The organism is Nocardia sp. NPDC055321 (genome assembly GCF_053645575.1).
Map to the genome: position 1 here is coordinate 37,419 of NZ_JBSHMS010000035.1, position 25,192 is coordinate 62,610.

At 68.3% G+C, this 25,192-nt stretch carries 22 protein-coding genes; 10 read left to right on the top strand and 12 right to left on the bottom strand.

Going from position 1 to position 25,192, the window contains the following annotated elements; translation table 11 throughout:
- The first annotated feature begins 661 nt into the window (after positions 1 to 661).
- On the top strand, positions 662 to 2,083 hold the full coding sequence (locus ACWIGI_RS36620; RefSeq protein WP_454208156.1) for a uracil-xanthine permease family protein: 1,422 nt from the start codon (positions 662 to 664) through the stop codon (positions 2,081 to 2,083).
- Here ACWIGI_RS36620 and ACWIGI_RS36625 read toward each other — a convergent pair.
- The 6 genes from ACWIGI_RS36625 to ACWIGI_RS36650 all read right to left on the bottom strand — a co-directional run bounded on the left by ACWIGI_RS36625 (position 2,080) and on the right by ACWIGI_RS36650 (position 7,926).
- A complete protein-coding gene (locus ACWIGI_RS36625; RefSeq protein WP_454208157.1) occupies positions 2,080 to 3,045 on the bottom strand; it encodes a cation diffusion facilitator family transporter in 966 nt (321 codons plus the stop codon). The two genes, ACWIGI_RS36620 and ACWIGI_RS36625, sit on opposite strands and share 4 nt — an antisense overlap.
- A 143-nt stretch (positions 3,046 to 3,188) precedes the next feature.
- A complete protein-coding gene (locus ACWIGI_RS36630) occupies positions 3,189 to 4,046 on the bottom strand; it encodes a metallophosphoesterase family protein (protein WP_454208158.1) in 858 nt (285 codons plus the stop codon).
- Positions 4,047 to 4,443: 397 nt separating this feature from the next.
- On the bottom strand, positions 4,444 to 5,526 hold the full coding sequence (locus tag ACWIGI_RS36635) for an NAD(P)H-dependent flavin oxidoreductase (RefSeq protein WP_454208159.1): 1,083 nt from the start codon (positions 5,524 to 5,526) through the stop codon (positions 4,444 to 4,446).
- Positions 5,523 to 6,281, bottom strand: a complete 759-nt coding sequence (locus ACWIGI_RS36640; protein WP_354989504.1) for a CoA-transferase subunit beta — start codon at positions 6,279 to 6,281, stop codon at positions 5,523 to 5,525. The genes ACWIGI_RS36635 and ACWIGI_RS36640 overlap by 4 nt, the downstream gene beginning before the upstream one ends.
- Entirely contained in the window at positions 6,281 to 7,156 is an 876-nt protein-coding gene (locus tag ACWIGI_RS36645; RefSeq protein WP_454208160.1) for a CoA transferase subunit A, read from the bottom strand. The genes ACWIGI_RS36640 and ACWIGI_RS36645 overlap by 1 nt, the downstream gene beginning before the upstream one ends.
- A gap of 5 nt (positions 7,157 to 7,161) precedes the next feature.
- Complete coding sequence (locus ACWIGI_RS36650; RefSeq protein ID WP_354989506.1) at positions 7,162 to 7,926, bottom strand: enoyl-CoA hydratase family protein; 765 nt, start codon at positions 7,924 to 7,926, stop codon at positions 7,162 to 7,164.
- Between the two features lie 67 nt (positions 7,927 to 7,993).
- On the opposite strand from ACWIGI_RS36650, the gene ACWIGI_RS36655 reads away from it, so the two are divergent.
- The 5 genes from ACWIGI_RS36655 to ACWIGI_RS36675 all read left to right on the top strand — a co-directional run bounded on the left by ACWIGI_RS36655 (position 7,994) and on the right by ACWIGI_RS36675 (position 13,273).
- The gene (locus ACWIGI_RS36655) at positions 7,994 to 8,788 is read left to right on the top strand and encodes an SDR family oxidoreductase (RefSeq protein ID WP_454208161.1); all 795 of its coding nucleotides are present in this window, start codon (positions 7,994 to 7,996) and stop codon (positions 8,786 to 8,788) included.
- 42 nt (positions 8,789 to 8,830) lie between these two features.
- Entirely contained in the window at positions 8,831 to 9,742 is a 912-nt protein-coding gene (locus ACWIGI_RS36660; RefSeq protein ID WP_454208162.1) for an SDR family oxidoreductase, read from the top strand.
- A 607-nt stretch (positions 9,743 to 10,349) separates the two neighbouring features.
- Positions 10,350 to 11,654, top strand: a complete 1,305-nt coding sequence (locus tag ACWIGI_RS36665) for a hypothetical protein (protein WP_454208163.1) — start codon at positions 10,350 to 10,352, stop codon at positions 11,652 to 11,654.
- A 10-nt stretch (positions 11,655 to 11,664) separates the two neighbouring features.
- On the top strand, positions 11,665 to 12,177 hold the full coding sequence (locus tag ACWIGI_RS36670) for an ImmA/IrrE family metallo-endopeptidase (protein ID WP_454208164.1): 513 nt from the start codon (positions 11,665 to 11,667) through the stop codon (positions 12,175 to 12,177).
- 73 nt (positions 12,178 to 12,250) lie between these two features.
- On the top strand, positions 12,251 to 13,273 hold the full coding sequence (locus ACWIGI_RS36675) for a hypothetical protein (RefSeq protein ID WP_454208165.1): 1,023 nt from the start codon (positions 12,251 to 12,253) through the stop codon (positions 13,271 to 13,273).
- Positions 13,274 to 13,882: 609 nt separating this feature from the next.
- Here ACWIGI_RS36675 and ACWIGI_RS36680 read toward each other — a convergent pair.
- Positions 13,883 to 14,299, bottom strand: a complete 417-nt coding sequence (locus ACWIGI_RS36680) for a helix-turn-helix domain-containing protein (RefSeq protein ID WP_011207048.1) — start codon at positions 14,297 to 14,299, stop codon at positions 13,883 to 13,885.
- Positions 14,300 to 14,659: 360 nt separating this feature from the next.
- Positions 14,660 to 15,826: a steroid 3-ketoacyl-CoA thiolase gene (locus ACWIGI_RS36685; protein WP_454208166.1), complete on the bottom strand. Its 1,167-nt coding sequence runs from the start codon at positions 15,824 to 15,826 to the stop codon at positions 14,660 to 14,662.
- A 136-nt stretch (positions 15,827 to 15,962) separates the two neighbouring features.
- On the opposite strand from ACWIGI_RS36685, the gene ACWIGI_RS36690 reads away from it, so the two are divergent.
- Positions 15,963 to 17,234 carry a cytochrome P450 gene (locus tag ACWIGI_RS36690; RefSeq protein ID WP_454208167.1) on the top strand — a complete coding sequence of 424 codons (1,272 nt, stop codon included), beginning with the start codon at positions 15,963 to 15,965 and terminating at the stop codon, positions 17,232 to 17,234.
- Positions 17,235 to 17,375: 141 nt separating this feature from the next.
- On the opposite strand, the gene ACWIGI_RS36695 is transcribed toward ACWIGI_RS36690, so the two are convergent.
- From ACWIGI_RS36695 to ACWIGI_RS36710, 4 genes are read right to left on the bottom strand one after another with little or no spacing between them, the layout of a single operon-like run.
- On the bottom strand, positions 17,376 to 17,792 hold the full coding sequence (locus tag ACWIGI_RS36695) for a nuclear transport factor 2 family protein (RefSeq protein WP_454208168.1): 417 nt from the start codon (positions 17,790 to 17,792) through the stop codon (positions 17,376 to 17,378).
- Entirely contained in the window at positions 17,789 to 18,955 is a 1,167-nt protein-coding gene (locus tag ACWIGI_RS36700) for a thiolase domain-containing protein (RefSeq protein ID WP_454208169.1), read from the bottom strand. The genes ACWIGI_RS36695 and ACWIGI_RS36700 overlap by 4 nt, the downstream gene beginning before the upstream one ends.
- A complete protein-coding gene (locus ACWIGI_RS36705) occupies positions 18,955 to 20,025 on the bottom strand; it encodes a thiolase domain-containing protein (RefSeq protein ID WP_454208170.1) in 1,071 nt (356 codons plus the stop codon). The genes ACWIGI_RS36700 and ACWIGI_RS36705 overlap by 1 nt, the downstream gene beginning before the upstream one ends.
- A 12-nt stretch (positions 20,026 to 20,037) precedes the next feature.
- Positions 20,038 to 21,003 (bottom strand): Zn-ribbon domain-containing OB-fold protein, encoded by a 966-nt coding sequence (locus tag ACWIGI_RS36710; protein ID WP_454208171.1) that lies wholly within the window; start codon positions 21,001 to 21,003, stop codon positions 20,038 to 20,040.
- A 62-nt stretch (positions 21,004 to 21,065) separates the two neighbouring features.
- Between ACWIGI_RS36710 and ACWIGI_RS36715 the strand changes: the two genes are divergently transcribed.
- The 3 genes from ACWIGI_RS36715 (at position 21,066) to ACWIGI_RS36725 (ending at position 25,136) form a co-directional block, all read left to right on the top strand.
- Positions 21,066 to 22,103 (top strand): LLM class F420-dependent oxidoreductase, encoded by a 1,038-nt coding sequence (locus ACWIGI_RS36715; protein ID WP_454208172.1) that lies wholly within the window; start codon positions 21,066 to 21,068, stop codon positions 22,101 to 22,103.
- A 196-nt stretch (positions 22,104 to 22,299) separates the two neighbouring features.
- Positions 22,300 to 23,946: an acyl-CoA synthetase gene (locus tag ACWIGI_RS36720; protein ID WP_454208173.1), complete on the top strand. Its 1,647-nt coding sequence runs from the start codon at positions 22,300 to 22,302 to the stop codon at positions 23,944 to 23,946.
- Between the two features lie 188 nt (positions 23,947 to 24,134).
- On the top strand, positions 24,135 to 25,136 hold the full coding sequence (locus tag ACWIGI_RS36725; RefSeq protein WP_454208175.1) for a sigma-70 family RNA polymerase sigma factor: 1,002 nt from the start codon (positions 24,135 to 24,137) through the stop codon (positions 25,134 to 25,136).
- Positions 25,137 to 25,192: the final 56 nt, after the last annotated feature.

Below are 25,192 nucleotides of genomic sequence, written 5' to 3' on the forward strand. Positions count from 1 at the left end.
CAGGACGCATTGGAGGAGGTGCGGGGGCGGGCCGTGGTGGCGGGGGTGCGGATCGAGGTGGGGGTCGACGGGCGGATCTTGCGGTTGGAGATGGGGGATTCGGGGGTGGCGGAGGCTGTTTCGGGCGCGCACTCGCGGGCGCATACGCGAGCGCGGGAATTGGCGGCGGGTGTACGGGCGGAGTTGGCGGACGACCCCGGGGTGGTGGCTGCGATCCGGCAGTTGTTCGAGGGCGGCGGTAGGAGGGGAGAGGGGCATCTGTTCGGAGGGGAGACGGACGGTGGAAGAGGAGCGGGGCAGTTGTTCGGGAGGGCGGCCGACGGAAGAGCGGGGGCTGGACGGCGGGTCCGGGGGGAGGGCGACGGCGGCAAAGGGGCGGGGGCGGAGACGTATTCGGGGGTGGGGCGGGATCGGGGTGTGGAGTGGGACTGTGCGGAGGATGTGAACCCGCATGCGTTGCCGCGACAGTTGCTGCGGAGGTACGGACTCGACTGACGGGGGAGGGTCGTGGTTCGGGGGACCGGGTGCGGGTCGGCACCGGGTGCACGTGGTGCACCCGGGCGGGCGGGGCGGGGGTGTGTGGATGGCGGGAACCGGGCGTTTGCCCGCCGTACGATTGGCCGGAATTCGGTTGCCGGTCTGGTGAGAAAGCGGGCGGTCTATGAATCTTGGTGTCCGCTGGACGGTGCACGGGGACGGGCGGACGCCCGCGCGCGGGGCGGTGGTCCGGCCCGACGAGAGGTTGTCCTGGCCACGCACTTTCGGGCTCGGGGCACAGCACGTGGTGGCCATGTTCGGCGCGAGCTTCGTCGCGCCGGTGCTGATGGGGCTGGACCCCAACCTCGCCATCATGATGTCGGGCGTCGCGACCGCCATCTTCCTGCTGGCCACCAAGGGACAGGTGCCGAGCTACCTGGGGTGCTCGCTCTCCTTCGTCGGTGTGGCCGCGGTGATCCGGGCGCAGGGCGGCAGCAGCGCGACCGTCACCGGCGCCTGCCTGGTGGTCGGTGCGGCACTGCTGCTGGTGGGTCTGGCGGTGCGCAGGTTCGGCGCGCGCATCATTCACATCGCCATGCCGCCGGTGGTCACCGGCGCGGTGGTCATGCTCATCGGCTTCAACCTCGCGCCGGTCACGGCCTCGGTGTACTGGCCGCAGGATCAGTGGACGGCGCTGCTGGTCATGCTGTTCACCGGGCTCGCGGTGGTGGCGCTGCGCGGATTCTTCTCGCGCATAGCCATTTTCCTGGGCCTGATCTTCGGCTACGGCCTGTCCTGGCTGCTGGATCGTGTCTTCGGCCGCATCCATTCCGCCGACGCCAGCGGCAAGGTCGTCGACCACTGGCGCCTGGATCTGTCCGCGGTGGCGCACACGGACTGGATCGGGCTGCCCGACTTCCACGCGCCCGCCTTCGAATGGTCGGCGATCCTGGTCGCCCTGCCCGTGGTGATCGCGCTGGTGGCCGAGAACGCGGGCCACGTCAAGGCCGTCGGCGAGATGACCGGCGACTCGCTCGACGGCAAACTCGGCACCGCCATCGCCGCCGACGGCGCGGCCTCCATGCTGTCCACGGCCGTGGGCGGCCCGCCCAACACCACGTACTCCGAGAACATCGGCGTCATGGCCGCGACCCGGGTGTACTCCACCGCCGCCTACTGGGCCGCCGCCGGTTTCGCGCTGCTGTTCGGCCTGTGCCCGAAATTCGGCGCGGTGGTCGCGGCCATTCCCGGCGGTGTGCTGGGCGGTATCACCGTGATCCTGTACGGCATGATCGGCCTGCTCGGCGCGCAGATCTGGACCAATGCCCGTGTGGACCTGCGCAATCCGCTCAATCTGGTGCCCGCCGCCGCCGGCCTGATCATCGGCATCGGCAACGTGAGCATCGAGTTCACCGACAATTTCACCCTCGGCGGCATCGCCCTGGGCACCCTCGTCGTGATCACCGGCTACCACGTCCTGCGCTGGCTGGCGCCCGCGCATCTCACCGCCGCGGAACCGCTACTCGACGATGAGGGCACCTCGTCCTACGACGACGGGGACGACGACTCGGCCGGACCCGATCGCACCGAGCCCCGGCGCGACTAGCCGATGTGCGCGGGGCCGTGCGCCTGCTCGCAGTGCGAGGCGGCGGCGCGGCCCAGCCCGATCACCCCGGGCTGCGCGTGGTCGACCTGCAGGGTGGCGTGATCGATGTGGTACTCGTGCGCCAGGAAGTGCGCCAGATCCTCGCGGGCGGCGTGGCAGTCCTGCCCGGGTTCGACCAGCACGTGGGCCGACAGCGCCGGGGAGCCCGAGGTGATCTCCCAGATGTGCAGATCGTGCACTTCCACCACGTGCTCGCGCGCGGCCATGGCCGCGCCGATGGCCGCGGGGTCCAGATTCTCCGGGGCCGCCTCGAGGAAGATGCGGCTCGACGCGCGGACCAGGCCGACGCCGGCCTTCACCATGAGCACCACCACGATCATGGTGGCGATGACGTCGGCCTGCACGAACCCGGTGAGCATGATGATCGCGCCCGCGACCGCCGTGGCGATGAAGCCGTACAGATCGTTGAGAATGTGCTGGAAGGCGCCCTCGACGTTCAGGCTGGTGCGGTTGGCCCGGCTGATCATGAGCGTCGCGATCAGATTCACCACGACGCCGATGAGCGCGGTCACCAGCACCAGACCGCCGGTGACCTCCGGCGGATTCAGCAGCCGCTCGACGGCCTCGAGGGTGAGCCAGGCCGCCAGCACCAGCAGCGTCGCGCCGTTGGCCATGGCGGACAGGATCTCCACGCGTTTCCAGCCGAAGGTCATGCGGCCCGCCGCCGGACGCGCGGCCAGGCGAATCGCCCACAGCGCCAGGGCGATAGCGGCCGCGTCGGTGAGCATGTGCGCGGCGTCGGACAGCAGCGCCAGCGAACCGGAGATGATGCCGACCGCGACCTCGCCGGTCATGAAGACGACGATGAGCGCCAGTGCTCCCGCCAGCAGACGTTTGTCGCTGTCGGCCGTGGCCCCGTGCGAATGCCCGTGATCGTGGCCGTGCGCGTGCCCTGCACCCATGTCGATCTCCTCTCCTGCGACCGCAGGCGATCATATGCACGCATAACTATGTGTGCAAGATCCTCGATCGTCGCCGCAGCGTGCGACCGGGTTTCCGGGTTCGGCGCGCGGTTCGTGGCGGGGGTACCCGGCGGGTGCGCCGCCTATCCGGCGGCGGGCTCGGCGAGTTCGGTGGTGGTGTGCGGGAGCGGCAGCACGAACCAGGACTGCTCGATCGCGTAGGACGGGTGGGCGGCGGAGTCCGGGTCCGAGGCCAGGCCCTCGACCCGGGTCCGGTCGTCACCGCCGCACGCGATGAGTTCGGTGTAGCGGAAGTGCAGGTGCCCGTGGAAGAGCAGGCCCGGGCGCAGGGTGTCGACGACCTCCTGGATGCGGTCCTGATTGGGGAAGCACTCGGGCTTGTCCTTGCGATTGAACTTGGGGTTCGTGGCGCGCGGCTTGTCATGGGTGAGCACGATGTCCACCGGCGAGGCGTCGGCCGAGAGCAGTTCGGCCAGTTCGTCGTCGGTCATCTCCTCCTCCGGGAACCACAGCGTGCCCGCGGACGGCCGCACCCGCGTGGAGCCGTACCGGCGATGGCGCAGATCCTGCTCCCGCTTGCGCGCCTCCCGCGCCAGCCGCCATCCCTTGTCGGTGGACCGCGCACCCCCGAAGGCCGCGAAAGTCGTGCCCTCCCACACCCACCGGTGCCCCCGCGGCGCGTACCGCACGTTCTTGCGGCACAGCAGGAATCCCTCGTCGTCGCGACGGTCGTCGTACATCTCGTGCAGCAGCGAGCTCTTGTCGTGATTGCCGTCCAGGAAGTACACGACGACTCCGGCCTTACGCGCCGCCTTGTTGACGACGTCGAAATACCGCTTCCCCGAAGGCATGTGCTCCCAGGCCCCGAAGTCCCCCACCACGAACACCTTCGAGCACTCGTTACGCACCGCGGCCTGCACGACGTGCAGCGCGTGCCCGGTGTTCCCGTGCAGGTCCCCGACAATCAAGACGTTCCCCATGGCCCACATGGTGGCAGCCCCGCCCGACATCGGCATCACCAATTTAGGGCCGGTTCGGCGGCTGACGCCCGACAGTCAGGGGGTATTCGATCGCGAAGGCGACAACTGATTTCGCTCCGCCCGGGGTAACTCACCGGGTACGGGCTGGCCGGGCCACCTCGTGACCGTCGGCCGCCGAGCCGACTTTCTCGGCGCTCGAGTCCGGCCGGAGTTCGCGGAGAGGCGGCCCGAGCCGCCCCGGGCGAGAGGTTCCGGGGCGGCCGGGCGCGAACGGCGGCGAGGCCGTGCGCCGAAAGGATCCGAGGTCGGTCGGATCCTTGGGGGCGCGGCCGATTGTGTCGGGCCGCGCTGATCGGGGACCGCCGTGGACGAATCCACGGCGGTGGGGGAGGATGTTCTAGGCGGTCGCCTCGTCGGTCACGCGGTAGGTGGCGAGGCTGTCGATGCGGGCGATCGCGTCGGCGACGATGCGATCGACCAGTTCCTGCACGGTCGGCAGATCCTCGATGATTCCGGCGACCTGGCCCGACGCCAGGACGCCGGCCTGGGTATTGCCTTCCACCAGGCCGGCCTTCAGGAGCATCGGGGTGTTGGCGGCCATGATCACCTGGGACCAGGTGAGGTCCTTGTGCTTGCGCATGGCCAGACCGTCCTTGACGATGGTCGACCACTTCATGCCGGTCATGCCCTTGAACTTCAGCGCATTCGACGCCGCGGCGGCGAATCCGCGCGCGCTGCCCGAGTTTTCGAGCTTCTGCACCAGTTCGGTGTTGAGCACGCGATGCGGCATGCCGTCGACCTTCTTGGAGACGACGGTGTCCTGCAGGCCGCGGGCCAGGTACTCGCGCTTGACGGCCTCGGGCACACTGCTCTCCTGGGTGAGCAGGAAGCGGGTGCCCATGGCGACGCCGGCCGCCCCGTACGAGAGCGCGGCGGCCAGGCCGCGACCGTCGAAGAAGCCGCCACCCGCGACGACCGGGATGTCCACCGCGTCCAGGACCGAGGGCAGCAGCAGCGTGGTCGCGACGGAACCGGTGTGCCCGCCGCCCTCGCCACCCTGCACGATGACCGCGTCGGCGCCCCAGGAGGCGACCTTCACCGCGTGCTTGGCCGCTCCGATCGACGGAACCACCACCACGCCGTTGTCCTTGAGCCGGGCGATGAGTTCCTTCTTGGGGGCCAGCGCGAAGGAGGCGACCTTCACGCCCTCCCGGATCATCAGCTCGCAGCGCTCGGTGGCGTCGAAGCCATCGGCGCGAATGTTCACGCCGAAGGGCTTGTCCGTCTGCGACTTGGTCTTGGCGATGGCCACTTCGAGTTCTTCGAAGGTCATGGTCGCCGAGGCCAGGATGCCGAGACCGCCCGCGTTCGCGGTGGCCGAGACCAGGGCCGGACCCGCGACCCAGCCCATGCCGGTCTGGACGATCGGATGCTCGATGCCGACCAGTTCGGTCAGTGGCGTCCGCAGCCGCCCGGTCATGCCGTCACTTCCTTCTCACGGAAACCCTTGGGGTCGAGCACGGTCCGGATGATCCGCAGCTCTTCCTCGGTGGGCAGCCGGGTCTCGCCCGCCTCGGCCAGGCCGGCGACCTCGAACGAGGTGTTCTCGGCGACCTCGTCCGCGCTCACGCCCGGGTGCAGCGACAGCGCGCGCAGGGTGTGGTCCGGGCCGTTGAAGTCGAAGACGCCCAGGTTCGAGACCACCCGGTGCAGGTGGTGGAACCGGTAGGCCGGGTTCTCGGGATCGATCTTGTCGTAACCGATTCCGGAGACGATGTCGACCTGATCCACGAACACCCGCCTGTTGTGCTTGGGCACGAAGTAGCTGGTCGCGTGGTTGATGGTGTTGCCGGGCGCGCCGCGCACACCGAACATCTGCCGGGTCGGCTGCTGCAGCGGGCCGAACGCCGAGAGGTTCTGATTGCCGAAGCGGTCGATCTGGTTGGCGCCCATCACCACGTGGCGGCGACCGGACTGCACCACGTCGAAGACCTTGGAGAACGGGAACCAGCCCTCCAGCGGAGCCTGGCCGCCGATCGGCGGGACCTCGGCGAACAGCCGCGCCTCGCCGTCGGAGAGCACCAGGTCGGGCTCGAAGGTGAGCCGCGCCAGCCGCGCGCCGATGGTGGTGACGGTGGACATCGGGGAGGCCACGATCTCGCCCGCGCCGCGGAAGATCTCCGCCGACGCGACGACACAAACCTCGGCCCGAGTGATGGTGGTGGTGTCGGTCATTACTTCTGCTCCTCGGCGAAAGCCTTGACGGCATCCTGGTATTCGGCCTCGGACACGTCCAGGAAGCAGGCCTTGAACTCGGCCCACGACTCGGGGGTCTTGGCGGCCTCGACATAGTGGCGCTGGAACTTCTCGTCGCGCCCGTAGCTGCCGGAGAAGGTGAAGTGCGCGCCGCCGGGGGCCTCGACCACACCGTCGACCATCAGCCGGTTGAGGATGAGCGACTGCAGCGGAACGGCTTTCACCAGTTCGTCGGTCTCGACCAGCCGATCCACCGACAGGTAGCGCTTCTCGGCGGCCAGCGCGTACAGGTCGTCCATGTACGGGTCGATGCCGGTGTAGGCGGCATTGCCGTGCTTGTCACCCAGGTCCAGGTGTAGGAACGCGGCATCGAGATTCAGCGCGGGCATGGCGATGAGGGTCTCGGTCTTGCCGTCGGTCTGATAGGGCGACTGAACGGTTTTCAGCTCGCCCTCCCAGAAATCGACCACGGACGAACCCAGTCCCGCCCGGATCGGCAGGAACGGCAGGCGGGCGCCGGCGGCCTGCAGGCCGCACTTGACCATGCCCTCGTCCATCTCGCGGACGGTGATCTCACCGGCGGTGCGCGCCTTGGCGAACCACGGGTCGTAGAACGGCGCGGAGTCCAGGGACACGAAGCCGTAGTACGCCTTCTTGACCTTGCCCGCCGAGCACAGCAGACCCAGATCCGGGCCGCCGTAGGTGACGACGGTCAGATCCTTGATGTCCGACTTGAGAATTGCCCGCACCAGCGCCATCGGCTTGCGGCGCGAACCCCAGCCGCCGAGTCCGATGGTCATTCCGCTGCGCAGTTCGCCGACGATCTCGTCGAGCGTCATCCGCTTGTCGCGCATGGCTTCTACTTCCCCTTCTTCTGGGCCGCGATGTCGTCGTCGAACCGGGCGCGGATCTCGTCCGCCACGCCGGCGAGGTTGAGTTCCATGGTGAAGCCCTGCTCGAATCGGTAGGAGCGGTGCACGTCCTGCACGTCGATGCCGTTGAGCGCCTTCTTCGCGGCGCGGATGACGCGGCCGTCCTTGTTGGCGATGTTCTTGGCCACCTCCATGGCGGCGGCGTCGAGCTCGGCGCGCGGCACGACCTTGAAGACCGAGCCGTAGTGGTGCAACTGCTGCGCGGTGAGGGTGCCCGCGGTGTAGAACATGGTCCGCATGAGGTGCTGGGGGACCAGTCGCGAAAGGTGGGTGGCCGCACCGAGCGCGCCGCGGTCGACCTCGGGGAGGCCGAAGGTCGCGTCGTCGGAGGCGACGATGACATCGGAGTTGCCGACCAGGCCGATGCCGCCGCCGAGGCAGAAGCCGTTCACGGCGGTGACGACCGGGACCTCGCAGTCGTAGATGGCGGCGAAGGCGGCGAAGCAGCCGTGGTTCGCGCGGATCAGGGCGGTGTGCCCGGTGTCCGCGTTCATCTCCTTGATATCGACGCCCGCGTTGAACCCGCGGCCCTCGGCGCGCAGCACGACGACCCGGGTCTCGGGGTTGCGCCCGGCCTCGCGGACGGCGTCGGCGAGCGCGAACCAGCCGTCGGAGGGCAGGGCGTTGACCGGCGCGTAGTCAACGGTGACTACTTCCACGCCCTCGGTTTCGGTGTGACGGATGATCCCCATCGCGCTCCCTTTGGAAAGTGCCAGCCCATCGTTGGCAAAACAAGCAAGTGCTTGGTAGGTTAGCACGGTGGGCCTGTACTTTCCCCGCTCCGGTTGGGTCGTTTGGGCCCCGGTGGGCGGGGGGGGGGGGGGGGCGGTTATCCGCGGGTTATCCCTGGCCGCCGCCGCGCCCGTGGGGGCCGGCGCGCCCCGCCCCGCCGACGTGCCCGTGGAAAGCAACGGGCGGGCGATCGAGTTCCTGCCGTGCGATGTGCGTGACCCGGATTCGGTGCGCGCGCTGATCGACGCCATCGTCGATCGGCACGGGCGGCTCGACACCGTGGTCAACAACGCCGGCGGTGCGCCGTTCGCCCTGGCCGCCGACGCCAGCCCGAACTTCCACTCCAAGATCATTCAGCTGAATCTGCTCGCGCCGCTGCTGGTTTCGCAGGTCGCGAACGACGTCATGCAGCGCCAGGACACCGGCGGATCCATCGTGATGATCTCCAGCGTGAGCGGGCATCGCCCGTCGCCCGGCACCGCGGCCTACGGCGCCGCCAAAGCCGGTGTGGACAGTCTGGTTTCCTCGCTCGCCGTGGAATGGGCGCCCAGGGTTCGGATGAACTCGGTGGTGTGCGGGCTGGTCAATACCGAGTCCTCGCACCTGCACTACGGCGACGAGGACGGCATCGCCGCTGTCAGCGGGACCGTGCCCATGCAGCGCATGGCGAGCCCCGAGGACATCGGCCGCACCGCCGCCTTCCTGGCCTCCCCCCTGGCCGGATACGTCACCGGCTCGTCGCTGCTCGTGCACGGCGGCGGCGAGAAGCCCGCGTTCCTCGGCGCCTCCACCGCGGACGTTCCCGCGGTGACGGGCAACTAGACCGGCACAATTCCCACTCCACTCATCAGCGAGGTATTTCGAATGACCGAGAAGATCTGCGACGGCCGCGTCGTCATCGTCACCGGTGCGGGCCAGGGCATCGGCCGGGCGCACGCGCTGGCTTTCGCCGCCGAGGGCGCGAAGGTCGTTGTGAACGATCTGGGCGCCGAGCTCGACGGCACCCCGAAGCCGGACTCCGGTGCCGCCAAGGTCGTCGAGGAGATCCGCGCCGCCGGCGGCGAAGCCGTCGTGAACGGCGACGACGTCTCGGATTGGGAGGGCGCGCGCCGCCTCGTCGCCACCGCCGTCGAGACCTTCGGCCGGCTGGACGTGCTGGTCAACAACGCGGGCATCGTGCGCGACCGGATGCTGGTCAACCTCGGCGAGGACGAGTGGGACGCGGTCATCAAGGTGCACCTCAAGGGCCACTTCGCGCCGATGCGGCACGCCGCCGACTACTGGCGCAACGAGTCCAAGGCCGGGCGGCAGCCCGAGGCCCGGATCATCAACACCAGCTCCGGCGCGGGCCTGCTCGGCTCGATCGGCCAGGGCAACTACTCCGCCGCCAAGGCGGGCATCGCGGGCCTGACCATCACCGCCGCAGCCGAATTCGCGCGCTACGGCATCACCGTGAACGCCATCGCCCCGGCCGCGCGCACCCGCATGACCGAGACCGTGTTCGCCGAGACCATGGCGGCCCCGGAGGACGGCAGCTTCGACGCCATGGCCCCGGAAAACGTGTCCCCCCTGGTGGTCTGGCTCGGCAGCGCCGATTCGGCGGGCGTCACCGGCCGCATGTTCGAGGTCGAGGCCGGCAAGGTCACCGTCATGGACGGGCACCGCCACAGCGAGTCCGTCGACCGCGGCGCCCGCTGGAACCCGGCCGAGCTCGGCCCCGCCGTGCGCGACCTGCTCGCCAAGGCCCCGACCCCCGAGCCCGTATACGGCGCCTAGGGCCCCGGTTCCCTCGCCTCCCCGGATATTTTGGGTTGTCGGCGGGCGGCGGGAAGCTTGTTGTCGCAACTTGATCGCCGGTACTCGTATGAGTGCCGGCGATTTCTCGTTTCGCGGGGGTAGCGGGGGGCTTGGGCGGTGTCGGAAGAGTGTTACCCGTCACGTTCGTGTGCCTAGTTGGGCATTCGACCATGTTGGGGAGTGTGGCTCGGATCACCTAATCGGAGGAGTGGTCGGGGGCCGGGTGTTTGCTGTCGTGTAAGTCGCGAATGTCCGTGTTGGGGGCGGATTTCGAGGGGAATCGCGGGGCCGGTGGGGCGGGAGGGGAGCGGGGTGTCTGGCGGGAAAGGCCAATTGCGCTGGGCCGCTTGGCCATATTCGGTACGGCGGGGGACGTTCGGGCGTACGGTTTGGGGGGCTCCCTAATGCGATGAAGACTTGTGCGGGGTGGCGTGGTCGCCGTTAGGATGGCCGCGTTCCGCAAAGGTTCGGCAATCGGGGCTGCCGGACGTCTTGTGAATCGCTCCACGAAGCTGGAGCAAGCCGACTGCGCAGTACCAGATGAGGGGATGGCTGTCGCATGATCTTTGGTCGTGCAATGCGCTTGGTGGCAGTGACCACAGCTGTCGCCGGGTCCGCGCTGCTCGGGCCGGTGACCGCCGCGGGCCAGCCGGGCATCGACCTCGAGCCCGCGCCCGGCGAGGGCGCCGGGGCCGGCGCGGCCCAGCCGCGAGACGGCGCGACCGCCGATTCGGTGAACTCCGTGCCCGTGAATCCCGTTGCCGGGCCGCAGGATCTGCTCGCCGTCATCCTGGGCATCGGCCCCGGGTCGGCCGCCGTGGGTTCGGCGGGCGCCGGTTCCGCTGGAGTCGGCTCGGCAGGTGTCGGTTCGGCCGGGATCGGCAGCGTACTGGGCACCGGTTCCGCCGCCGTGGGTTCGGCCGGCGCGGTGACCGGCTCGGCGGCCCTCGGCGCGGGCGCCACGGTACTGGGCACCGGCTCGGCCGCACTCGGAACAGGTTCGGCCGCAGTCGGTTCCGCGGGCGCGGGCACCGGCTCGGCCGTGGGTTCGGCGGGCGTCGGCTCCGCCCTGGCGCTCGGCACCGGCTCGGCGGCCGTGGGTTCGGCCGGTCTCGGCACCGGATCCGCGCTGCTGGGGGTGCTGCTCGGTGTCGGCTCGGCCGGAACCGGCTCTGCCGCACTGGGTTCGGCGGCGGTCGGCTCGGCGGGCCTCGGCGCGCTGTGCACCGGGTCCGCCGCGGTGGGCTCGGCGGCCGTGGGTTCGGCCGGGCTCGGTTCGGTCGTCGGCGGCAGCGCCGCCGCGGGTTCGGCCGGGGTCGGCTCCGCCGCCACCGGCTCGGTCGGCGTGGGTTCCGCGGGTGTCGGTTCCGCGGCGGCCGGTTCGGCCGGCGCGGGTTCGGCGGGTGCGGGCAGCGCCGGGGCCGGTTCTGCCGCAGCGGGTTCCGCCGCGGCGGGTTCGGCGGGCGTCGGCTCGGCGGGCGTCGGTTCCGCCGCGATCTGCGCCTCACCGCTGCTCCTGCTGCTGATACCGCTGCCGAGTCCGGAGGCGGTCGACCCGCCGGTTCCCCTGGAGATCCCCGCCCCGCCGGTCGTGCGACCACCCGCAGTCGCTCCCGTCGTGGCGCCCGCGCCCCCGGCGCCGGAACCCGCGCCCGCCCCGCCGCCACCGCCGCCCGCCCCGGCACCGGTTCTGGCGCAACCGAATCCGGACTTCGTTCCCACCTCGAGCAACAGCCCGTTGCCGCCGGTCAAAGTGCTGTCGGTGATCGGCGGCCTGATCGCCATGGCACTGCTCGGCACCGGCTCGGGCGCGGTGAGTTTCCAGAGCGCCGCCGCGGCGCAGGGGCGCATCGACGCCGCCCGGGCCGCGTTCTTCGGACCGAGGGTGTGAGGCGAGCACGATGACAGAGAGCAAGGCCCATAGCATCGGGTCCTACCGCCGGGTGGCCGCGGCCGTGGACGCGGTGTGCGCCGTGGCCGCCGACTTCGACGCCACCACCCTGGACGAGGTGGTGCTCGCCATCTCCGCCGAGCGTCGCCGTCCCATCGAGATCGCCAGTGCCCAGCTGGGTCCGGGCGTCTGCGGCCAGCGCCGCAGCTATCCGGAGAAGGACGTGATCGTGCTGGCCTCGGCGCTGCCGAGCCGTGATCACACCCTCGCCCACGAGCTGGGGCACATCGTGTTCGACCATCCGGGCGAGGCCGCGTCCGAGGTGGTGCTCGAGGCCAGCGATGACCTCATCGCGTACATGCTCAGCCAGCGCGCGCATCAGCAGGCGGTCGACCTCGGCGAGGACGAGCAGTGCGAATGGGAGGCCGAGACCTTCGCGAGCATGCTCATGACCCGACTGCGCGTATTCAACAGCCGAGGCGCAGGCGTCTCGGTCCTTCGATTCGACGAGGCACTCGGATGACCAGGTCGCCCGCGGGCGCGAACCCCCGTAACCACGAAGGCCCCCTTGGTCGTTCGCGGGAAGAGGGCACGGCATGACTTTTTGGCTGCTTGCCATGCTGGTCTGGATGGCCGCGGGCGGCCGGGTGGGCCGGGTGCTGGTGAAACCGGCGACCACCGCCCGGGTGGCGATCGTGATCGCGGTCGCGGCGGTCGCCGCGGCGGCCACGGTCGCGGTGCCGGAAATCGGTGTGGCGGTGGATCATCTGCTGCCGGACGGGGTGCGCGGGGTCTGGCTGTCCGATCGGCTGGTCACCGCCTCCTGGAGTCTGTTCGCCAACGCCACCTCGGGGGTCGCCGCGGCCGCGTGGCCGGTGGTCTCGCGCCGGAATCTGCGCCAGATCGCCTGGGTCATCTACGCCGGCGGCGTACTCGCTATGACGCTGACCCTGCTGTGGTCGGTGACCTTCGGCTGGGTGATCGTCGCGCTGGAATGCCTGTTCATCGTGATCACCGGTGTGCGGAACCTGGATTGGACCGCCCTGGGCCGGGGTATCGCGCTGTACACCTCGGGCACCGCGGTGGTCGGCGTGCTCGCCCTGCTCTCGGTCCGCCGCGAGATTCAGGGGCAGCCGCCGGCGGCGGCGGGGCAGGGCGACTGGTACTGGCCGATGTGGCAGGTCGCGAGTCTGCTCATCGCGGTGGGCGCGGTCTGGATCGTCATCGAACTCTGGGCGCGAGCGCGCTTGCTGCTGAAGCAGATTCGCACGCTGCACCGGGTGCTCGTCGCGCGTTTCCCGGAGGTGGTCGCCAAGGAACAGACGGGTTCGGCGACCCAGTTGAAGGCCTCGGATCAGATCGCCCAGATCATGGACGCGCTCTACCTGCAGTCCGGCGGCGGAATCGAGTTCGCGGCCGCGGGCACGCCGCCGGACGCGGTGGCCGAACGCGCGGCGAAGGTCGCGGAGTGGGCGCGCAATCCCTTCGGCGATGTCCTGGTCGACGGCCGCTGGATCGCGCCGCCGCCGGGTGTGGGCCCGCGCGGCTGGGTGCAGGCCATCGCCCGCGCGTACGACGCGAGCGCGGACGCGACTGCCGGTGCTACCGCACGTCGCTGAGAGCCGGGATCGGTCACCCATGGGGTGACCGATTACCTCACCGATTCGATCGCTTCCAATTGAAACTCCACCGAACGGAAGATCATCTCGCGGGGCGGCGCGCGCAGATCACCGTACGATCTCGGCGGGCAGGGATGCTCAACGGTATCCATGCCGTCCGGTCGGTATATAAATCCGGGTGATTTCAAACGAATCGGCACCGGTAGTTGAACACCGGTGCCGATAAGAAGCGCCCAATTGGTAGTACCGCGGTAACGCAGCACTGAGGCGCGATTGTCGCAGTTCGTGCAATGCGGACGAAACGCTCATGGCACGCACAACGACATAGTGCACAAAGCAGTCGGATCAATCATCCCGAGTGACTCGGGACGGGTAATGCCAGGTTTGTGCATAATGCACGGGCGCAGAGGTCTACGCCACACGGCCTCAGCACCCTGAGGCCGGTGCAACACCCTTCGGCCGAACCACATGACTCCGCGGGAGCACGGCGCCGCCCTGCAAGCAACGCCGTGCGCCCACACCTGTCTGGTCGAGCATGGTGCAGTCCTGTGACAACCCAACGCGGTGCGGCCTCCGAGCCAGCCCCACCGTGTTGCCTTGAAGCAGGGCCTATTCCGTGCCGTCCGGAGGAATTTCGGGCAAACCTTCACTTGCCCGCAACTTCTCCGCCATGGAGGTGAGGAGGTTCTGAGATTCTTCGGAGAGGTCGAACGCCCTACTCGACAGTCGACGGAGTCCGTAGCCCTGCAGCTGGGACAGCAGCTCGAGATCATGATCGATCTTGGCCGCGTAGATGTCGTTGAAGAAGTAGTCCGGTTTTACCTTGAAGAACTTCGCCAGCGCCGCGACCGTCTCGTCTGACGGGTTTGTGCGCTGTCCCGACCGCAACTGCGAGAGATACGGTTTCGAGATCGGATGGCCGGAGGCCGTGAGTGCAGCCGCCACCTCTGCGTTGGTGTGCGGCTTGCGCCCCGGGGGATGCACGGTTTCGAACAGCTTGTTCAGCCGCGCCGCGAAATCAGCCATTGTGAGCCGCCCAATTCCCTTCGCTGTACTAACAGTCGTTATCTCGGATACGTATCATTGATATTAGCGGCTCAGTAACTGAAAACCTACGCCTGATCCATGATTTCCTTGAAGCTTCTAGACGGTGATCCGGTGAAGCCGTCGTGGCTTGGGTGTTTGCGGGCCAGCGCCACCGTTCTTGCGGAGGGCTTAAGAGTCCCGGTTCTGGCCCGTCGCGGAGGTCTTCCCCGACGGGCCGTCGGTAACCCTAAGATAGCTGACGTCTCATCTTCTTGTCTGTATCGCAGATTGTGTGGCGTACGCCACGTTTCACGACAAGTGGGATGAACGTTCAACCTAGGCCGAAAATGATTGAAGCGACTACAACCTCTCGATGATGGTGCCGGTCGCGAGCGCGCCGCCGCAGCACATGAGGATCATGGCGAACTGCTTGTCGCTGCGCTCGAGCTCGTGCAAAGCCGTTGTGATGAGCCGGGATCCGGTGCTGCCCACCGGATGCCCGAGCGCGATGGCGCCACCGTTGACGTTGACGCGGTCGAAGTCGGGCTTGTGCACCGACGCCCACGAGAGCGCCACGGCCGCGAAAGCCTCGTTGATCTCGAACAAGTCGATGTCCGACATGCTCATGCCCGAACGCTCGAGCAGGCGCTCACACGCCTGGACCGGTCCGTCCAAATGGAATTCGGGCTCGCTGCCGACCAGGCACTGCGACACGATGCGGGCGCGGGCGCGCAAACCCGCACGCTCAGCGGCCTTTTCGTCCATCATCAGCACCGCGGCGGCGCCGTCGGAGATCTGCGAGGAGGTGCCGGCGGTGTGGATTCCGCCCTCCAGCACCGGCTTCAGCTTCGTCAGGCTCTCCAGGCTGGTCTCGCGCAGGCCCTGATCGCGCGTGACATCGAGGAATTCGCCGGTGAGGTTGCCCTCCTTGTCGATCTGCGGCGCGTTCGCGATGGTCAGCACCTCGCGATCGAAGCGGCCCTCGGCCCACGCCTGCGCGGCCAGCTTCTGCGAGCGCACGCCGAGCGCGTCGATGTCGTCGCGAGTGATGCCGCGCCGCTTGGCAATCCGCTCCGCGGCCTCGAACTGGTTGGGCATGTCGATGTCCCAGGTGGCCGGGCGGCGCGGGCCCGCGTGCGTTCCGACGTTGGCGCCCAACGGAACATGGCTCATGGACTCGATGCCGCACGCCAGGCCGACCTCGATGGCGCCGGTGGAGATGAGGCCGGAGACCAGGCCCGCGGCCTGCTGCGCGGAGCCGCACTGGTTGTCGATGGTCACCGCGCCGGTCTGCCACGGCAATCCGGCGTGCAGCCACGCGGTGCGGGTGACATTGTTGGACTGTTCGCCGACCTGCATGACGCAGCCGCCGACGACCTGCTCGACCGCGAGCGGATCCAGCTGGGCCCGCTCGAGGACGCCCTTCTGGGCCGCGCCCAGGATCTCCGCGGCGTGCAGGCCGCCGAGCCAGCCGTTGCGCTTGCCGATCGGCGTACGCGCGGCCTCGACGATGACAGGTGTACCCACGGTGTCTTCCTTCCGGTCAGAACTGAAACAAGTTCTTTATGTGTAACGTAAGCCGGTTCGAGGCTCCTTCCCTAGTCTTACCGCTTGTGCTTCAATAACGGTAGAACGTGTTTCAGTTAGTCAAAGGAGACAACTGGTGGTGGATACACAGAGCCGTCCGAACGTGCCGGAGGGTTTCGACGTCACGGACCCGGATCTCTGGGCCCATCGAGTCCCCGTGGAGGAACTGGCCGAACTTCGCGCATCCGCGCCCATCTGGTGGAACCCGAAGTCGCCGAAGACCGGCGGCTTCCAGGACGACGGCTTCTGGGTCGTCTCCAAGCATGCCGACGTCAAGACTGTCTCGCGTCGTGACGACGTCTTCTCGACCTTCGAGAACACCGCGATCCCTCGTTTCAACGACGACATCACTCGCGAGCAGATCGAACTGCAGCGCTTCGTGCTCCTGAACAAGGATGCGCCCGAGCACACCAAGCTGCGCAAGACCATCGCCAAGGGCTTCACCCCGCGCGTGATCAACGGCCTGCGCGCCGAACTGACCGCCCGCGCGGAGTCGATCGTGCAGGCCGCTGCCGCCGGGTGCACCGGCGACTTCGTCGAGCAGGTCGCGGCCGAACTGCCGCTGCAGGCCATCGCCGAGCTGATCGGCGTGCCGCAGGACGACCGCATGAAGCTGTTCAAGTGGTCGAACGACATGACCAGCTACGACGATCCGGACAGCGACGCCGATCCACTGGTGGCCTCCACCGAACTGCTCGGCTACGCGTACCAGATGGCCGAGGCGCGCCGTAACGAGCCCGCCGACGACATCGTGACCCAGCTGATCCAGCCCGACGCGGACGGCAACGTGCTGCTCCCCGAGGAATTCGGCTTCTTCGTCATGGTGCTGGCCGTGGCGGGCAACGAGACCACGCGCAACGCGACCACGCACGGCATGATCGCCTTCCTGGAGAACCCGGACCAGTGGGAGCTCTTCAAGAAGGAGCGCCCGAAGACCGCGGCGGACGAGATCATCCGCTGGGCCACCCCGGTCAGCAGCTTCCAGCGCACCGCGCTCGAGGATGTCGAGATCGAGGGCGTGCAGATCAAGAAGGGCCAGCGCGTGGTGCTCTCGTACCGCTCGGCCAACTTCGACGACGAGGTGTTCGAGGATCCGCACACCTTCAACATCATGCGTAATCCCAACCCGCACCTGTCCTTCGGCGGCACCGGCGCGCACTACTGCGTCGGCGCGAATCTGGCCCGGCTCGAGGTCGAGATCATTTTCAACGCCATCGCCGATTACATGCCCGATATCACCGCGCTCGGCGATCCCAAGCGCCTGCGCTCGGGCTGGCTGAACGGCGTCAAGGAATTCCAGGTGGATTACAAGCCCGCCGCCGGTGGCGGCTGCCCGGTCGCGCACTGACGATGGGCGATGAGCGCTCGGTGAAAATGCCGAGCGCCCATACCAACTGAATCTCGGACTGCCCTGCCTCTCACAACTCAGGGCATACGAAAAAGGAGCGGGGCGACCGGAATTCCGGTCGCCCCGCTCCTTTTCGTCTGGCTACTGCGCTTGCTTCAGCGTCTTCATCGCGCGGTCGGTCTCCCAGAAGGCGCGCAGGGCAGCGATTTTGCCGTCCTGATCCACCCGGTAGGTGAACACGCCCTCGGCGTCGACGGTCGTCCCGCCGCCCATGGTGGTGCGGATGCGGCCGGTGAAGGCCACCTCGCTGCCACAGGCGAAGGAGTCCTCGAACAGGAACTCGATGTCGTCGGTGGGCGCGATCGCCTTGTCCCAGAACGCCGCGATGGCCTCCGGGCCGCGATGCCCCTTACCGTCCGGGTCGAAGAAGGACGGCCCAATGGGGTCCTCCACGATGCCGTCGGCGGCGAACAGCGCCACCCACGCGGCCTTGTCCCGGGCGCGCACCGCGGCCTGGGACGTCAGGCCCGCCACGCGCGCCGGATGGTCGGCGCTCACGGCTGCTCGCTTCCGACGACCCACATCGAGAAGTACTGCGAGCCACCGCCGTACGCGTGACCGAAGGCCTTCTTGGCGTTCTCCACCTGGTAGTCGCCGGCGCGGCCCATGACTTGCTTGGCGGCTTCGGCGAAGCGGATCATGCCCGAGGCGCCGATGGGGTTGGAGGAGAGCACGCCGCCCGACGGATTGACGGGAAGCTTTCCGCCGATGGCGGTTTCGCCCGCCTCGGTGAGCTTCCAGCCCTCGCCCTCGGGCATGAAGCCGAGGTTCTCCAGCCACATGGGCTCGAACCAGGAGAAGGGGACGTAGATTTCGGCCGCGTCGATCTCTTCCAGCGGGTTGGTGATCCCGGCCTGCTTCCACAGTGCGGCGGCAGCGACCTGGCCGGCCTGGGGGTTCACCTGGTCGCGACCGGTGTACGCGAGCGGCTCGGTGCGCATGGCGGTGCCGTGAATCCACGCCACCTTCTTGCCGGTGGCCTCCACCGCCTTGGCCGCGGCCTCGTCGCCGATCACGATGGCGCACGCGCCGTCCGAGGACGGGCAGGTCTCATCGAAACGAATGGGATCCCACAGCATTTGGGACGCCATGACCGAATCCATGGTGATGTCGGACTGTTGCAGGTGCGCGAAGGGATTACGCGCGCCGTTCTTGCGATCCTTCACCGCGACCATCGCGCCGACGTGCAGCGGCGCACCGGAGCGGTGGATGTAGGCGCGCACGTGCGGGGCGAAGTAGCCGCCCGCGCCCGCGCCGACCGGCTTGGTGAATGGCACCGGATTCGACAGCGCCCACATGGCATTGGACTCGGACTGCTTCTCCCAGGAGAGCGCGAGCACCTTGCCGTGCACACCGGCCTGCACATGCGAGGCGGCCACGACGGCGGTGGAGCCGCCGACCGAACCCGCGGTGTGCACGCGCAGCATGGGCTTACCGGTCGCGCCGATGGCGTCGGCCAGGAAGAGCTCCGGCATCATCGAGCCCTCGAAGAAGTCGGGGGCCTTGCCGATGATCACGGCGTCGATATCGGCCATGGTCAGACCGGAATCCACGAGCGCGCGATCGATGGCCTCGCGGAGCATGCCCGCCATGGACACATCCGAGCGCTTGGCCACGTGATGGGTCTGGCCGGTGCCGAGAACGGCAGCAGGGTTAGTCATTAGCGTGCCTCCAACGTGGCGACCAGGTTCTGCTGCAACGCCGGACCGCTACTGGCATGTGCCAGTGCGCGATTCGCGGTGCCATTGAAGATTTCGGTGGCGGCGAAGCCGATGCGCTCCAGGCCGGCCGAGAACATGGGGTTGCCGGACAGCGGGCCGCCCGACACATTGATCTTGGTCGAGCCGTTCAGCCCCAGCGCCTGCGCGAGGATCAGTTCTTCGTGGCTGTACTGGGTGTGCAGCTCGGCGATATCGAAATCGCTCGCGCCGCCGTTGATCGCGGCCTTGGCCGCCCGGGTCGTGGACTGCGAGACGGTGAGATCGCGCGCGCCGAGGACCGGGGTGTCGATGTAGTGCGCGATACCGCCGATCCACGCCGGTCGCTCGGCCAGCTCGCGGGCCTTGTCGCCCACGGCCAGCACGATCGCCGCCGCGCCGTCGGTGATGGGCGCGATGTCGTGCGAGCGGAAAGGATTGGCCACATAGTCGGCGGCCAAGAGCTTTTCGACATCGGATTCGGTGCGCGCGGTCGCGCTGCCACCCTTGGCGGCGGCATGGGCCGCGGCCCGGGCGGCGACCTCGGCCATATCGCGCTCGGTCCAGCGACCGGCGTCGATACCGGCGCGGGCCTGCAAACCGGCCATGGACACCGCGTCCGGGCCCAGCGGCGCGACCAGGTACGGATCGGTCTGCAGGGTCAGGACCTGGCGCAGCGTACCGGCCGAAGCCTTGCCGAAGCCGTACACCAGCGCGGTCTCGGCCTGTCCGGTGCGCAGCTTGAGCCACGCCTCGTACAGCGCCCAGGCCGCGTCCATCTCCACGTGCGACTCGTTGATCGGCGGCACCGCGCCGATGGCGTCGATCGCGGAGATGAACGAGAAGGCGCGCCCGGCAAGGTAATCCGAGGAGCCCGAGCACCAGAAGTCGATATCGGTCTGCTTGATGCCGAGCTTGTCGTACAACTCGTGGAAGCACGGCGCGAGCATTTCCACGCCGTTGGTCGTGCCGAAGGTCTCGGGCACATGCGGTGCGTGGGCGAACCCGACCACCGCGATTTCGTTGTTCGTCAACGTATTCAGCCTTTACAGGTGGTGCGAGAAGGACTCGTACGCGGCATCGGGCTCGCCGGAGGGCTCGAAGTGGTCGACATTGCCCATACTCAGGCTCCACTCCTCGCGAGGCTTCCACACGGCCTTGACCCGCATGCCCATGCGAACCTCGCTCGCGTCGCAGCCGAGCACCAGGTGCAGGAACGGGATATCGGTGCCGTCCAGCAGCACGTAGGCCGCCACGTACGGCGGCTTGATGCTCTGCCCCATGAAGGGCACGTTCACGATGCAGAAGGTGGTCACGGTGCCGGTGTCGGCGACCTCGACATAATCATCGGTGGGGGAGCCGTCACGCGGGTCGGCGCCACGCGGCGGGAAGTACACCTTGCCGTCGCTGGAGGCCTTCGCGCCCAGCAGCCTGCCCTCCATGATCGCCTTCAGGAATTCGGCTTCCTGGGGTGCGGCGGTGTGCTTGAAGGACAGGTCGATCGGGGTGATGATGCCGGTTACGGGCTCGGCGTCGGCCGTGGAATCCGCAGGCGCGTTGGAGGATTCGCCCGGTTCGAAGCAGGCGATGTCATGGATGTCGCCGCGGCGCTCGCCGGCCCAGCGCGCCCGCACCCGCAGGCCGGTGGAGATGTCGGCCGGCGAGGCCACATCCACCGCGTGCAGGATGGCGGTATCGGCGCCGTCCAGCTTGACGAGCGCGTAGGCGAAGGGCCGGTCGAAGGGCTGCCCGGGCAGCGGTTCGGCCACCCAGCTCCACGACTGGACGGTGCCCACATCGGCTACGTCGACGAATTCGGTCAGCGGTTCCGCGGTGATCGGATCGAATTCCGCGGGCGGCACGATGACGCGCCCATCGGAACCACGCACTCCGACGACCCGGCCCGAACGCAACCCGGTGAGGAAGCGTCCGATGGTCGGACCGGTGGAGCGGGTGTAATCGAACTGCATCCGCAGCGGCGCGGCGAGTACTTCGGTGTTCCCCAGAGTCACGCGATCGAGTAGAACAGGTTCTAAAGAAGGGTGCAAGAGCCCACTTGGGAAGGGAACCGAACATGCGCTTTGGGTTGCAACTCGGATACTGGGGCGCGCAGCCGCCCGCCAATACCGCGGAGTTGGTGGCCGCCGCCGAAGAGGTCGGATTCGACGCGGTCTTCACCGCCGAATCGTGGGGTTCGGACGCCTACACCCCCCTCGCGTGGCTGGGGTCGAGCACCAGCCGGGTGCGCCTGGGCACCTCGGTCGTGCAGATGTCCGCGCGCACGCCGACCGCCACCGCCATGGCCGCGCTGACCCTGGATCACCTCAGCGGCGGGCGGCACATCCTCGGGCTCGGCGTCTCGGGACCCCAGGTGGTCGAGGGCTGGTATGGGCAGTCGTTTGCCAAACCGTTGCAGCGCACCCGCGAGTACGTGTCGATCATTCGGCAGGTGCTCGAGCGCGAGGGCAAGGTCGTCAACGACGGGCCGAACTTCCCGCTGCCCTACAACGGCGCGAACGCCACCGGATTCGGCAAGCCGCTCAAGTCGATCACCCATCCGCTGCGCAAGGATCTGCCGATCTGGCTGGGCGCCGAGGGCCCGAAGAACGTCGCGCTGACCGCCGAGATCGCCGACGGCTGGCTGGCGATCTACTACACCCCGCGCCTGGCCGACATGTACAACGAGTGGCTGGACGAGGGTTTCGCGCGCGCGGGTGCCAGGCGTTCGCGGGAGGACTTCGAAATCGCGGCGACCGCGCAGGTCATCCTCACCGACGACGTCAAGGGCGAGCTCGATCGGCTGCGCCCGTTCATGGCCCTGTACATCGGCGGCATGGGCGCGGAGGACATGAACTTCCACGCCGAGGTGTACCGGCGCATGGGCTACGGCGACGCGGTCGAGGAGATCACCAAGCTCTTCCGCACCGGCCGCAAGGACGAGGCCGCGGCCGCGGTGCCGGATCAGCTGATCCTGGACACCACGATCATCGGCGACGAGGCCCACGTGCGCGAACAGCTGAAGGTCTGGGAGCAGGCCGGGGTGACGATGTTGCTCGTCGGCGTCCGCGACGTCGCGCAGTTCGAGCGGCTCCGGCCGCTGATCGAGGCATAGAACGCGTTTCAATCACGGATCGGGGAGGTCTCGGCGTCGCGGCGCCGGACCTCCCCGTTCCCGCTCAGTGGACACCCCGTTCCGGGTGACAAACGGACATTTGACCCGCTAGTCTGTGACCGGGGCCACAAGCTTTGCTGGTGGGGCGGACAAATCACACCTTGCAACTCGCGAGAACACGTTCTATTTTCATCGTGTGAGCCACAACATAGCGGACCTTGTAGAGCACGCAATCGACCTCATGCCGGACAACGTCGCTCTGGTCGACGACACTCGCTCGGTCACCTATGCCGAGCTGGAGGCGCGAGCCAACCAACTCGCCCACTACCTGCGGGAACAGGGTGTTCAGCCCGGTGACAAGGTGGGTATCTACTCGCGCAACACGATCGAGGCCGTCGAAGCCATGGTCGCGGTGTTCAAGGCCAGGGCGGTCATGATCAACGTGAACTACCGGTACGTCGAGAACGAGTTGCAGTACATCTTCGAAAACTCGGACATGGTCGCGCTCGTCGTCGAGCGCCGGTACGTGGACAAGGTCGCCAACATCTGGCCGAACCTGCCGCTGCTGAAGTCCATCGTCGTCGTCGAGGACGGCACCGATCTGCCGCTGCCCGAGGGAGCCACCGAGTACGAGGCCACCCTGGCCGCCCAGTCCGGCGAACGTGACTTCGAAGAGCGTTCCCCCGACGACCTGTACATGCTCTACACCGGCGGCACCACCGGCATGCCCAAGGGCGTCATGTGGCGTCAGGAGGACGTCTGGCGCGTGCTGGGCGGCGGCATCAACTTCCTCACCGGCGAGTACGTCACCGACGAGTGGGAGCACGCCAAGCTCGGCGCCGCCAACCCGCAGATGGTGCGCTACCCGGTCGCGCCGATGATCCACGGCGGATCGCAGTGGGCCACCTTCATGGCGCTGTTCAGCGGCGGCAAGACCCTCATGCTGCCCGAGTTCAGCGGCCACGGCCTGTGGCAGGCCGTCGACAAGCACAAGGTCAACCTGATCTTCATCACCGGCGACGCCATGGCCCGCCCGATGTGCGACGCCATCGATCAGGTGAACCCGGAAACCGGTGCGGCGTACGACCTCTCGAGCCTGTTCATGATCGCCTCCAGTGCCGCGCTGTTCTCGCCGACGCTCAAGGACAAGCTCCTGGACGCGCTGCCGAACCGCATGATCACCGACTCGATCGGCTCCTCGGAGACCGGCTTCGGCGGACTGTCCATGGTCACCAAGGGCCAGACCCACACCGGCGGCCCGCGCGTGAAGATCGACGCTTCCACCCAGGTGCTCGGCGACGACGGCCATCCCATCGAACCCGGTTCGGGCAAGACCGGTTTCATCGCCCGCAGCGGCCACATCCCGCAGGGCTACTACAAGGACGAAGAGAAGACCAAGGCCACCTTCAAGGAGTTCCACGGCGTGCGCTACTCGATCCCGGGCGACTTCGCCCGCGTCGAGGAGGACGGCACCGTGACCATGCTCGGCCGCGGGTCGGTCAGCATCAACTCCGGCGGCGAGAAGATCTACCCCGAGGAGGTCGAGGGCGCGCTCAAGTGCCACCCCGAGATCTTCGACGCCCTCGTGGTCGGCGTGCCCGACGAGCGCTGGGGTCAGCGCGTGGTCGCGGTCGTGCAGTGCCGCGGTGAGCAGCGGCCGACGCTCGAGGATCTGCGTCCCGTTCTGACACAGGAGATCTCGTCCTACAAGCTGCCGCGCAGCCTGTGGTTCGTCGACCAGATCAAGCGCAACCCGGCCGGCAAGCCGGACTACCGCTGGGCCAAGGAGCAGACCGAACTGCGCCCCGCCGACGAGGACGCGCCCGCGCCCGTCAGCAAGTAGTCACCGCCGGCGGATTCGCCGCGCGCCGCACCTGAGCGGCGCGCGGAACCCATCGCGCACTCGCGCCCGTCCGCACCCGCGGGCGGGCGCGAGTGCTTTTTCGCCCCTGCCGCCACATCCGGGCACACACTCCACAGTGTGAATTCGTTTCCCTCTGCTTGTCGGTGCCCTGTGCAAGAGTGTTGGACATGACCGAGAAGGCCGGAGGTTCGGCCACCATCACCGACGACGTGCTGCGCTCCTTCGAGGGGCATCGGCGCGAGCTCTGCGCATACGCGTACCGAATGCTCGGCTCCTCCTTCGAGGCCGAGGACGCGGTACAGGAGACCTTCACCCGGGCCTGGAAGTCCTACGACTCGTTCGAGGGCCGTTCCAGCCTGCGGTCCTGGTTGTACAAGATCACCACCAACGTCTGCCTGGACATGCTCGACGGCCCGCAGCGCCGGGCCCGGCCCATGGATCTGTCCGGGGCCAGCACCCCCGACACCCCGCTGCCCCCGCCGGAGCCGGATTACGTGTGGGTGGAACCGATTCCGAACGCGCTGGCCTTCGGCGCGGACCCGGCCGAGGCCGCCAGCGCCAAGGACACCCTGCGGCTGGCCTTCGTCTCCGCGGTCCAGCATCTGCCCGCCACCCAGCGCGCGATCCTGATCATGCGCGAGGTGCTGCGGTTCTCCGCCAGCGAGACCGCCGATATGCTCAACGTGTCCCCGGCCTCGGTGAACAGCGCGCTGCAGCGGGCGCGCGCCACCATGTCCAAGGCGCAGGAGACCGCCACCCCGTCCGATGTGCTCGACGAATCGAACGAGCAGCAGCGCAAACTCATCGACGATTTCGTCACCGCCTTCGAGTCCTACGACATGACCGCGCTGACCGAATTGCTCAAAGCCGATGTGGCGCTGTCGATGCCGCCCTTCTCGCTGTGGATCTCCGGTCCCGAGAACGTGGCCGCGTTCATGCTCTCCACCGGGTCGGCCTGCCGCGATTCGCGGCTGGTGCGGCTCGAGGGCGCGAACGGCCTGCCGGCTTTCGGTCACTACAAGCCCAGCGGCGAGCCCGGGGTGTGGGTGCCGTGGTCCATCACCGTGCTCGAGCTCGACGGCGATCGGGTCGCGGGGCTCAACTTCTTCCTGGACACCGATAAGCTCTTCCCGCTCTTCGGCCTCGCGAAGGAATACCGCGAGGATTAGGCCCCGTCGCCGCACAGGCGGGACGCGCCGGGGTGGTACCGGCGCACCGCGGCGAC